This window comes from Oceanobacillus sojae, from assembly GCF_900162665.1.
GTDB classification, from domain to species: domain Bacteria; phylum Bacillota; class Bacilli; order Bacillales; family Amphibacillaceae; genus Oceanobacillus; species Oceanobacillus sojae_A.
In genome coordinates this window covers 288,408-299,215 of record NZ_LT727809.1, presented here as the reverse complement: position 1 = coordinate 299,215, position 10,808 = coordinate 288,408, and the positions used below count along the sequence as shown (strand labels likewise).

The following is a 10,808-nucleotide window of genomic DNA, read 5'->3' as shown; positions in this document are numbered from 1 at the left end:
TTCCTATACGTTAACTATAAAAGGGCTTAAACATCCGCTATCCGCTTGAGGCAGGAGATTAACGGTCGATTCTACTTGATAAAAATGGCTCATTTATTCCGTTTGATCCGTGTAAGAAAGAATCCATCTGTCTGAAAATCCTGAGGAAACAGCTGTAAACCTTCCGGTGACCAGCCCGGAGCATGCTGTAATGGTTCGGAAAGCTCTTCTCTGAATGAGAGATCTATGCTAAAAGCTGGATTTTTTTCTAAAAATGTTTGAACTACTTGATTATTCTCCAATTTATCAACTGTACATGTACTATAGATAAGCAGCCCGTCAGGCTTAAGCAGCTTGGCTGCAGATTGGATAATATCCAGCTGTATCGTTGCAAGCCGTTCAATATCAGACGCTTGCTTTTCATATTTAATCTCAGGCTTTCCATTAATAACTCCTAATCCTGAACAAGGAGCATCGATAAGAATCCTGTCAAAGCTCTCCTTTTCATACTGCTCATAAAGCTTCCTTGCATCGCCTTGAAAAGCAGTTATGGCATGCAAATCCAATACAGCTGCCTTTTCTTCTATCAATTTCACTTTTTTCTTATGCAGATCATAAGCATGAATTTCTCCTTGATCCGCCATTTTTTCAGCAATGTGCGTCGCTTTTCCACCGGGGGCACTGCAAGTATCCAGTACTTTCATCCCCGATTCCAGTTTTAATGATTCTGCCGCAAGCATAGAGCTTTGATCCTGTATGGTTACAAATCCCTCCTGCAGCAGATTCGTTTTAAATATATTTCCTTTTTGAATCAGAATGCCCTGTGGTGAAAATTGTGATGCAGCTACAGTGAAGCCTTGCTTTTCTAATTGCTCTATCACAGCTTGACGATCCGTTTTCATAGGCTGAATCCGGATAGACATTGGAAAATGTCTTAGATTCTCGCGGCACATTGCCTCTGTCCGCTCCTCGCCATACATTTCTGTCCATCTTTTAACAAGCCATACAGGATGGCTTGTCTCTATCGAAATCCGCTCTACAGGATCCTTAATCAGGGATAAATCCGGAAGCCCGTTTCGTTGAATGCTGCGTAATATTCCATTTACAAAATTAGCAATCCCTTTATGTCCGCGGATTTTAGCAATTTCAACAGACTCATGAACAACAGCGTGATCCGGAACTTTTTCCAAATAAACCATCTGATACACAGACATTCTTAAAAGCTGCTTTACCCATAAATCTAATTTCTTTTTATTTTTTATAAAATACGCTATATAGTAATCAATCGTTATTTGATTCTGTACAGTTCCATAAACAACCTCTGTAAGCAATCTTTTATCCTTGTCATTCAAATCCTTTTGCTGTAATTCATGATTTAAAAGCAGATTACTGAATCCTTTATCTTTTTCAATCCGGATAAGAATGTCGAGCATCGTTTGTCTCAATTGATATTTCATAATTATATTATTCTCCTAGTATTACACCAATTTGAATCCTGTCCTGTGAAGCCTGTAAGTAATCTTTTACTTTCATGCGTTTCTTTCCGGCAGGTTGAATTTCTTTTATTTTAAGACTTGTTTTTTCTCCGCACTGAACAGTAAAGGATTCGCTATCCTTGGCTATAATTTCACCTGCCGGGCTAGTTGAGTTTGACTCAGAAACATCTTCTCCCCACCAGATTTTCATTACTTTACCTTCATAGGTTGTAAATGCAACCGGCCAGGGATGAAGCCCTCTTATTTGATTGTAAATTTCCGCAGCAGGTCTACTCCAGTCAATCTTTTCCTGTTCACGTTTGATGTTCGATGCGAAGGTTGCCAATTCTTCATCTTGTTTTTCTGGTGTTAAATTACCCGCAAATAAATCTGGCAGTGTTTCCATAAGTAAGTCTGATCCGGCCCTGGCCAGTTTATCATGCAGGGTGCCGACATGATCTCTATCCTCAATTTCTACCTCTACCTGGGTGAGGATATCTCCTGCATCCAATTTTTCCACCATGTACATGATTGTTACACCTGTTTTCTTCTTCCCCTGGATAATAGAATAATGAATAGGTGCGCCGCCACGCAGCTCCGGAAGCAGAGAAGCATGGACATTGATTGCTCCAAATGGTGCTATGTTAAGCACTTCTTTAGGAAGGATCTGCCCATAAGCTGCTGTGATAATTAAATCCGGTTCAGCGTCCACCAATGCCTGAAAGTCTTCTCTTAGCTTTTCTGGCTGAAATACTTCTATCCCATGCTTTAAAGCTTCCTCTTTAACCGGGGGAGGAGTAATGATTTTCTTTCTTCCTTTAGGTCTGTCCGGCTGTGTAACAACAAGAACTACTTCATATTTATTTTCAATAATCTTTTGTAAAACGGGGACAGCAAAATCCGGAGTCCCCATAAAGACGATTCGTTTCATGATTTTCCCTCATTTCCTTACATCATATAATATGGCTGCATATCAATAAACAGCTGTAAAGTTTGTTTGCGTATTTCATCCGCATAAGCCGACCGAATATGCTCTAAATAACTTATTAGTTCAGGCTCCTGCTTGTATTTTATCATGCACTGGTACCGATATCTATCTTTTATCCGCGCAATAGTGGAAGGTGTCGGGCCTAAGATAGTTGTCCCCGGTGATACAACCTCACTAAGCCGCTTTACGATTTCTCCGGTAACCTGGACCGCCCGCACATGATTTTCATGGGAGACAGTAATCAGCACAAGAAATACAAATGGCGGATATTGAAATGCTTTCCGGACAGCCATTTCATGCTGATAAAAATCAAGAAAATTATGCTTTGCAGCGTAGGTCACGCTGTAATGCTCCGGCGTATAGGTCTGGACAATCACATTTCCCGTAAGCTCATGTCTTCCCGCTCTGCCGCTCACTTGTGTCAGCAATTGAAACGTACGCTCTGAAGCCCGGAAATCGGGAAGGTGCAGCATCGAATCTGCAGATAATACGCCCACTAAGGTGACATCTTTAAAATCAAGACCTTTCGCAATCATCTGTGTCCCTAATAAAATATCAGCTTTCTTCTCGGAAAACTGTTTTAATAATTTTTCATGTGCTCCTTTTCTTCTGGTTGTATCCACATCCATTCGAATCACACGGGCTTCCGGTAACAGTTTTGCCAGTGATTCTTCCACCTTTTGTGTACCTGTTCCGAAATATCGGATAGAGTCGCTCTCACAGGATGGACAACGCTCAGGAACAGCCTGCTCATAAGAGCAATAATGACATTTAAGCCGATGGCTGTTCTTATGATAGGTCAATGCAATATCGCAGTGCGGACATTCAGATACGTGCCCGCAATCACGGCACATGACAAATGTAGAATACCCTCTGCGATTCAGCAGCAGTACAATTTGTTCTCCACGTTCTATACAAGCCTTCATACTCTCCATCAGGGAGGCAGAAAACATGGTCCGGTTCCCTGCATGCAGCTCTTTACGCATATCAATAATCTCTACATCCGGCATTTGCTGTTTATTCGTGCGACTAGCAAGTGTTAACAGCTTGTAGACTCCTTTTTTTGCTCTGGCAAAGCTTTCTAAAGAAGGTGTCGCGCTGCCCAGAACTACGGGACAACGATGATTATTCGCCCGTTCAATTGCTACGTCACGGGCGTGATACCTTGGCTGATCTTCCTGCTTATATGTGGTTTCGTGTTCTTCATCAATAATAAAAATGCCTATATTGGTGAAGGGGGCAAATATCGCGGAACGTGCGCCAACAACAACCTGAACCTGTTTCTGCTGAATTTTTCTCCATTCATCATATTTTTCTCCAGCTGAAAGACCACTATGCATCACAGCTACATTTGACCCAAAACGCCCTTTAAAACGCCGGACCATTTGTGGTGTCAAAGAAATTTCCGGAACAAGGACAATTGCCTCCTGCCCTTTTGAAATAACATGCTGAATCGATTGTAAGTATATTTCTGTTTTACCGCTTCCTGTCACACCATGTAATAGAAATACATTATCCTCTTCCTCATCTATCGATGCGATAATCGGCTCCATAGCAGCAGCCTGTTCCTCCGTAAGCTCGAAGGCTTCTGTTTGTTCAATAGGCTGATTTTTATAGGGATCGCGGAATACCTCCTGCTGAAATGTCTTCACAATCCCTTTTGATACTAATGCTTTAACAGTCTGTGCTGAGGTGCCCATGACTTGAATTAATTTTGCCTGCTCAACCGGCTCCGGATTTTCTATTAAATATTGGATTAGCTCTTTTTGTTTCTTTGCCTGCTTCGATAAATCCTCCAGCGCTTCCATAGCACGCATTTCTGATACATCCAGCTGAACCATTGTCTGCTGCTTTTTTGTAATTCTCGACTTCACATGATAATAAATAGTAATATTTCCTGCTTCTATTTGTTTTTGTAAATGATAATAGCTGATGGAAGATGCCGTGAATTCTTCAAAGGCTATTGACTCTCTTCCTGCAAACAAATCTTCTAATTCAGGGCTAAGGAATTCATCTGTCTCACGAACTAAATCTTTTGTGTACTGTGATTTTAATACTTGAGGCAGCATTGTCTGAAATACCGTAATATATAAGCTGAGTGTTTTATTTGCTACCGATTTCCCAAGCTGCAGCAGTTCTTCTGTTAATACAGGGGTAATATCTAAAACCTCATGCAGTTCCTTTAATTTTGTTAAATTGGACTCCCCCTTCAGCTGTACAACAAACCCCATAATTTTCCGGGGACCGAATGGTACTGTGACCCTCATACCTGGAGTAATTATTTCATGATACCTCTCCGGAACCAGATAATCGTATGTTTGATTTGTTGCACTCGTTGGGACATCAACTATGACGCTAGCAATTTTCAATTGGAATCATCCTTCATATCTCGTAAAATACAGTCTAAAAGCTGTACCGCTATTTCCTTTTTTGTCGCCTGCTGCAAATCAGTTACGGACTCCTCTTTATTTATATAGGTAACAATGTTTGTGTCGCCCTCAAATCCCGCTCCTTGGCGGCTGACATCATTGACTACGATTGCGTCTAAATTTTTCTTTTTCAGCTTCCCTAATCCGTACTCAACAGGGGTATCTGTTTCGGCCGCAAATCCAACCAGAAATTGATTTTCTTTTCTTTCACCAAGCTTTTTCAGGATATCTTCTGTCCGTTCTAAAGTGATAACATCATCGCCCTCTTGTTTTTTCATCTTTGAGGCATGTACCTCTTTCGGGCGATAGTCTGCTACAGCAGCAGCCTTAATAACAATATCCTTGTCTGCAAACTGGTCGTTCATCACATGATACATTTCCTCGGCAGAAACCACATCAATTCGCTTAATAGCGAGATGCTGTGCGTCTATTGAAACTGGTCCGGCAACTAACGTAACATCTGCACCGCGTTCAGCAGCTGCCTCAGCTAAGGCAAAACCCATCTTTCCTGAAGAACGGTTCGTAAAAAAACGAACCGGGTCAATCATTTCCTTTGTCGGCCCGGCAGATATAAGTACCTTTTGCCCCAGCATATCAAGTGCTTTCTGCTGGTGACGTTCAATGGCAGTGATTATTTCCTGCGGCTCCTCCAGGCGGCCTTTGCCAACATATCCGCAGGCTAAATAACCGTCACCCGGTTCAATAAAATGATACCCCCACTTTTCAAGCTGCTTCATATTTTGAATAACAGCCGGATGCCCATACATATGCACATTCATTGCCGGGGCAATATATACTTCTGCCTGTGTCGCCAGCATTGTTGTCGAAAGCATATCATCAGCCTGTCCATGAGCTAATTTCGCAATAATATTTGCTGTTGCCGGTGCAATGATTGCAATATCTGCCCAATCGGCCAAATCAATATGCGCAATTTTCTTTGGATTTTTTTCATCAAAGGTATCTGTATATACCGGATTTCTTGTCAAAGCTTGAAAGGTTAATGGTGTTACAAATTCAGTTGCACTCTCTGTCATGATAACCTTCACTTCCGCCCCAAGCTGTGTCAACTTACTTGCCAGAGCGCTCACTTTATAGACAGCAATGCCACCAGAAACACCCAGAAGTATTTTTTTCTGATTGAGCATGAAAAACATCCTCTCTTTGATTTATTTTCACGTGTTCATTCTCTAAAAAGCACTTTATTATTAACTCCATGTAATCTGTTGGAATAAATATGCCTGCTGTATAAAAAGCTTCTTCTATTTCTCTTTATTTGGAGGTATATTTCAACATGTATTTTATCTTCTCTATACATAGTTATAACATATAATAAGGTTTTTCTGCCTCATAAAGGCTTGAAAGAAAATCGTTTAGAAAAGGAAAAAAGAAGCCTTGCAAAAAGAAAAACCTCTGCATAGCGAAAATTCTTTCTATGAAGAATTTTTCACTGTGCAAAGGTCCTGTTTCAGTTTTATATCCTAAATTTTATTTCTTAATATACAGCTTTCCAGCCTCAATTTCTTCCAATGCTTTTCCAACAAATTTATGTGATTTTGGATGATCTACTAAAACATCATTGGTTTCACTCAGCTCTCTGGCTCTTCTTGCTGATAAAGTAACTAAACTGTACTTTGATTTAATTTTTGTTTGTAACGAATCAATAGAAGGTTCTAACATCATGATAACTCATCCTCCAAAATTTGCTTGTATTGTTTGGCAATTCTTTCACGCTTTAAGTGCTCACTTTTAATAATTGCTTTTACTTTGTCTACTGCTGTCTCCACCTTATCGTTTACAACAACATAATCATAGGCATCCATCATTTCTATTTCATTACGTGCTTCCTTCAGACGGTTAAGGACGAGTTCCTGCGATTCTGTGCCACGATTAACGATACGATTTTTCAACTCTTCTAAACTAGGAGGGAATAGGAAGATAAATACACCTTGAGGGAAATTTTTCTTCACCTGCATTGCTCCCTGTACTTCTATTTCAAGAAAAACATCAAATCCTTTTTCAATGGTTTCCTCTACATATTGTCTGGGAGTCCCGTAATAATTATTTACATATTGAGCGTATTCTAAAAGCTCTCCTTCTTCAATCAGCTTTTCAAACTCTTCCCGCGATTTATAGAAGTAATCGACACCATCGACTTCACCAGTTCTTTTATCTCTGGTTGTCATGGAAATAGAATATTGAAGATCCATTTCTTCCTCAAATAACTTTTTGCGTACTGTACCCTTACCGACACCTGATGGGCCGGATAAAACGAATAAAATACCTTTCTCTTTAATCAAACCATTTCCTCCTATTTTCCAGCTTCGTTATTCGTCTGCAATTTCATCGTTGGTAACAAGCCGTTGGCCTACCGTTTCAGGCTGCACTGCAGATAATACAACATGATCGCTATCTGTTATTATAACAGCTCTGGTACGTCGTCCATATGTTGCATCCACTAATTTATTATTATCTCTGGCTACGGTGATAATTCTTTTCACTGGTGCTGATTCCGGAGACACGATAGATATAATGCGGTTTGCGGAAACAACATTACCGAAGCCAATGTTTATTAAACTTAAATTCAATTTTTTTCCCCCTAGCATTTCTTCTCTATCTATAATAGTACCATTATACTGTATCTTTATTGAATTTTATACTATAAACTTTTTTGTTACAAGGGCTAAACCAAGAAATAGGAAAATAGAGTGATGTCTTCGGGCATTGTATTGCGTGTTTATCCATGTTATGAAATTCTTTCTATATAGGTTAAATTAAACAATTTAACTTTCGCACCTAAGAGCAAGCATCTATACCTTCCTATTCCAGAATGAACATGTTCTTCAATATCCCGCTTGCATTTTATCAGCTTTTTATTGAAAGGAGGATTGTGTATAGCTCCGCTCCGACCAACCACTTCGCTTTCCATGGGGACGGCTTCAGCTAACTTGAAAAGAAACCCGCTTTTCAAGTGGATCTTCAGCTCGCCCTGTTCCCATAGGAGTCTGCGTGGTTGGTCTGCGCTCAGTTAGGCTTCTACAGCGAATGAAAGAAATCATATCCTAATGGAGTTGAATGAAATAATTGCTTTTTGCTTGGTGAAAAAATCATTTTATTGTTTCAAATGGTTAATGTGGTAATTGAAACGATGACACAGCACACAGTATGGAAAGTAAATATCGGGAATAGCTTTCATGAATTAAATAAAACAGCTATCCCAATCTGCTGAAATTGATACCGCATGGATGGAATAGCTGTTTCATTCTATTTTACAATGAACTTTTATTTTTTAGTAAATCCAAATAAAACGGTCGGTAATGCTCCCAGTCCGACAATCAGCAGCCAGTCAATTGCAGATAAGGTGACTGTATGGAAAATCGGCTGGAGCGGCGGAAAGTAAATAACAACTAAAAGCAACAGCATCGATGATAGTACTGCTAAAATAAGATAACGGTTTTCAAACAGGTTTCTTGCAAAAATTGATTTTTCACTCCGACAGTCAAACACATGAATTAATTGTGCTACAACAAGAGTGGAAAAAGCTATTGTCTGTGCATAGACAAGATTACCTGGATCATTCTGGTAAGCTACAATAAATGCAATTAAAGTAACAACCCCGATTAATATTCCCCTGCTGATAATTTTATAGCCGAGTCCCCGGGAGAAGATTCCTTCACGTGGATTCCTTGGTCCCCGTTTCATCACATCTCCTTCAGCCTGATCTACTCCCAGCGCCATTGCCGGCAATCCGTCTGTTACTAAATTCACCCAAAGAATTTGCACAGGTACAAGCGGCAGTGGCAGTCCAAGCAGCATAGCAAAGAGCATCACTAAAATCTCTCCTACGTTGGAAGCGAGCAGATAACGAATAAACTTACGAATATTCTCATAAATATTTCTGCCTTCCTGAATAGCCGATTTGATTGTTGCGAAATTATCATCCATTAGAACAAGCGATGAAGCTTCCTTCGTTACATCCGTCCCGCTTATCCCCATTGCAATCCCTATATCACTTGCTTTCATAGCCGGAGCATCATTCACCCCGTCTCCAGTCATGGCAACAATATGTCCTTTTTCCTGAAAGGCATTAACAATCCGAAGTTTATGCTCAGGTGTTACGCGTGCAAAAACATACGTTTCTTCAATCACATCCACCAATTCAGCATCTGACATTTGTGTTAATTCTTTTCCTTCCAGCACCTTGCCTCTCTCTGGAAGAATCTCTAAATGATTGGCAATTGCTTTTGCTGTATGCGCGTGGTCACCAGTTATCATCACTGTTTTAATTCCTGCTTCTTTACATTCACGAACAGCTGCTTTTACTTCTTTTCTTGGAGGGTCCATCAGCCCGTATAAGCCAATGAATGTCAAATCTTCTTCCAATAATGCTGAATCCAGTGAATCGGAGGAAGATAATACCCGAAAACCAATTGCAATAGTTCGAAGTGCCTTTTCAGCCATGGAAACCATTGCCTGTTCCGTCTTTTTACTTTGTTCTTTTGTTAAAACAGTCTTCCCATTCTCCGTTTGAATGTGGGAAGATTTCGGAAGTAAAATATCAGGCGCCCCTTTTGTGATTAATAAACGCATTCCGTTCTTATCTTCTATGACAATACTCATCCGTTTCCGATTGGAATCAAATGGTATTTCTTTTACAATCCGGAAAGGCTGCTTATCATTTTCATGGAAGCCATATTTATACGCTGCCACGAGCAGTGCTCCGTCAGTCGGATCTCCGTCCACAACATTCTTTCCCTTTTTTAAAGAAATAGATGCATGGTTACAAAGCATTCCATAGAGCAGCATTGATTTTAAATTTGCGTGAGAATCTTCTATCTTTTTTTGATTGTATAGAAAATCTCCCTGCGTCTGATATCCGTCGCCCGTGACATATAAAGTTCTTCCGTTTATATATATTTCCTTTACAGTCATTTGGTTTTCGGTCATTGTCCCTGTTTTATCTGAACAAATAACCGAAGCGCATCCTAATGTCTCGACCGCCGAAAGCTTTCTTACAATGGCCTTCTTTTTAATCATTCTCTGGACACCAAGAGATAAAGCAACCGTAACAATTGCCGGCAGACCTTCAGGAATAGCTGCTACTGCCAAAGATATTCCGGCTAAAAACATTTCATACATTGGATGGCCCCGGAAAATACCAGCTCCAACAACAAGTAACGTCAGGAATATTGCTACAACAATCAGTATTTTTCCCAGTTCCGCCAATTTCATTTCCAGTGGTGTAATGGCCTTTTTCGTATTATCCAACAATGTAGCAATCTGCCCCATCACCGTTTTCATTCCTGTGCTGACCACAATACCTTCCCCTGATCCACGTGTGACAAGTGTTCCCATAAAGGCCATATTGACTTGATCCTGTGCTTCTAATCCATCCATTCTGATTTCCTTTGTATGTTTAGCAACAGGAAGTGATTCTCCTGTCAAAGCGGATTCTTCTGTTTCCAGGCTGGTTGTTTGAATGACTCTGACATCTGCAGGAATCCTATCTCCGCTTGCAAACCTGACAATATCTCCTACAACAACCTCTTTCGATGGAATCTTCACCCATTGCCCGTCCCTTTTTACACTGGCTATCGGAGCGGACAGCTCTTTCAGTTTTTCCAACGAGTTTTCTGCTTTTTGTTCTTGAAAATAGCCGATAATCCCATTAATTAATACAATAACCATAATAGCTATTGCATCAATATACTCTCCCAGTAAACCGGCAATCAAAGTGGCAGCTAATAAAATCAATACCATAAAATCCTGGAATTGTTTTAAGAATAAAATCCATCCGGGTATTTTTTTCTTCGCTGCTAAAACATTTTCGCCATACTGCTGACGTCTTTTTGCAACCTGCTTCTCCCCTAACCCGACATCTGCTTTTACCTGCAATGTCTCTTCTAATTTTTTTTGGTTAAGCTGATACCATTTCATTAT

At 40.2% G+C, this 10,808-nt stretch carries 8 protein-coding genes; all 8 read right to left on the bottom strand.

Annotation, left to right across the window (positions count from 1 at the left end):
- Positions 1 to 89: 89 nt before the first annotated feature.
- Entirely contained in the window at positions 90 to 1,436 is a 1,347-nt protein-coding gene (gene rsmB / locus BN1068_RS01740) for a 16S rRNA (cytosine(967)-C(5))-methyltransferase RsmB (RefSeq protein ID WP_077601122.1), read from the bottom strand.
- Positions 1,437 to 1,443: 7 nt separating this feature from the next.
- Entirely contained in the window at positions 1,444 to 2,385 is a 942-nt protein-coding gene (fmt, locus tag BN1068_RS01735; RefSeq protein WP_077601121.1) for a methionyl-tRNA formyltransferase, read from the bottom strand.
- Between the two features lie 17 nt (positions 2,386 to 2,402).
- Positions 2,403 to 4,811 (bottom strand): primosomal protein N', encoded by a 2,409-nt coding sequence (priA, locus tag BN1068_RS01730; protein ID WP_077601120.1) that lies wholly within the window; start codon positions 4,809 to 4,811, stop codon positions 2,403 to 2,405.
- A complete protein-coding gene (gene coaBC, locus BN1068_RS01725; RefSeq protein WP_077601119.1) occupies positions 4,808 to 6,016 on the bottom strand; it encodes a bifunctional phosphopantothenoylcysteine decarboxylase/phosphopantothenate--cysteine ligase CoaBC in 1,209 nt (402 codons plus the stop codon). Before coaBC ends, priA begins: the two co-directional genes overlap by 4 nt.
- Positions 6,017 to 6,356: 340 nt before the next feature.
- On the bottom strand, positions 6,357 to 6,551 hold the full coding sequence (rpoZ, locus tag BN1068_RS01720; RefSeq protein ID WP_077601118.1) for a DNA-directed RNA polymerase subunit omega: 195 nt from the start codon (positions 6,549 to 6,551) through the stop codon (positions 6,357 to 6,359).
- Positions 6,548 to 7,168 (bottom strand): guanylate kinase, encoded by a 621-nt coding sequence (gene gmk / locus BN1068_RS01715; protein WP_077601117.1) that lies wholly within the window; start codon positions 7,166 to 7,168, stop codon positions 6,548 to 6,550. Before gmk ends, rpoZ begins: the two co-directional genes overlap by 4 nt.
- A gap of 27 nt (positions 7,169 to 7,195) precedes the next feature.
- Complete coding sequence (gene remA, locus BN1068_RS01710; RefSeq protein ID WP_042535126.1) at positions 7,196 to 7,456, bottom strand: extracellular matrix/biofilm regulator RemA; 261 nt, start codon at positions 7,454 to 7,456, stop codon at positions 7,196 to 7,198.
- A gap of 694 nt (positions 7,457 to 8,150) precedes the next feature.
- A complete protein-coding gene (locus BN1068_RS01705; protein WP_077601116.1) occupies positions 8,151 to 10,805 on the bottom strand; it encodes a calcium-translocating P-type ATPase, SERCA-type in 2,655 nt (884 codons plus the stop codon).
- Positions 10,806 to 10,808: the final 3 nt, after the last annotated feature.

Coding starts and splice junctions, on each gene's coding strand:
- rsmB (WP_077601122.1), bottom strand. CDS start 1,436: ATGAAATATCAATTGAGACAAACGATGCTCGACATTCTTATCCGGATT.
- rpoZ (WP_077601118.1), bottom strand. CDS start 6,551: ATGATGTTAGAACCTTCTATTGATTCGTTACAAACAAAAATTAAATCA.
- fmt (WP_077601121.1), bottom strand. CDS start 2,385: ATGAAACGAATCGTCTTTATGGGGACTCCGGATTTTGCTGTCCCCGTT.
- BN1068_RS01705 (WP_077601116.1), bottom strand. CDS start 10,805: ATGAAATGGTATCAGCTTAACCAAAAAAAATTAGAAGAGACATTGCAG.
- coaBC (WP_077601119.1), bottom strand. CDS start 6,016: ATGCTCAATCAGAAAAAAATACTTCTGGGTGTTTCTGGTGGCATTGCT.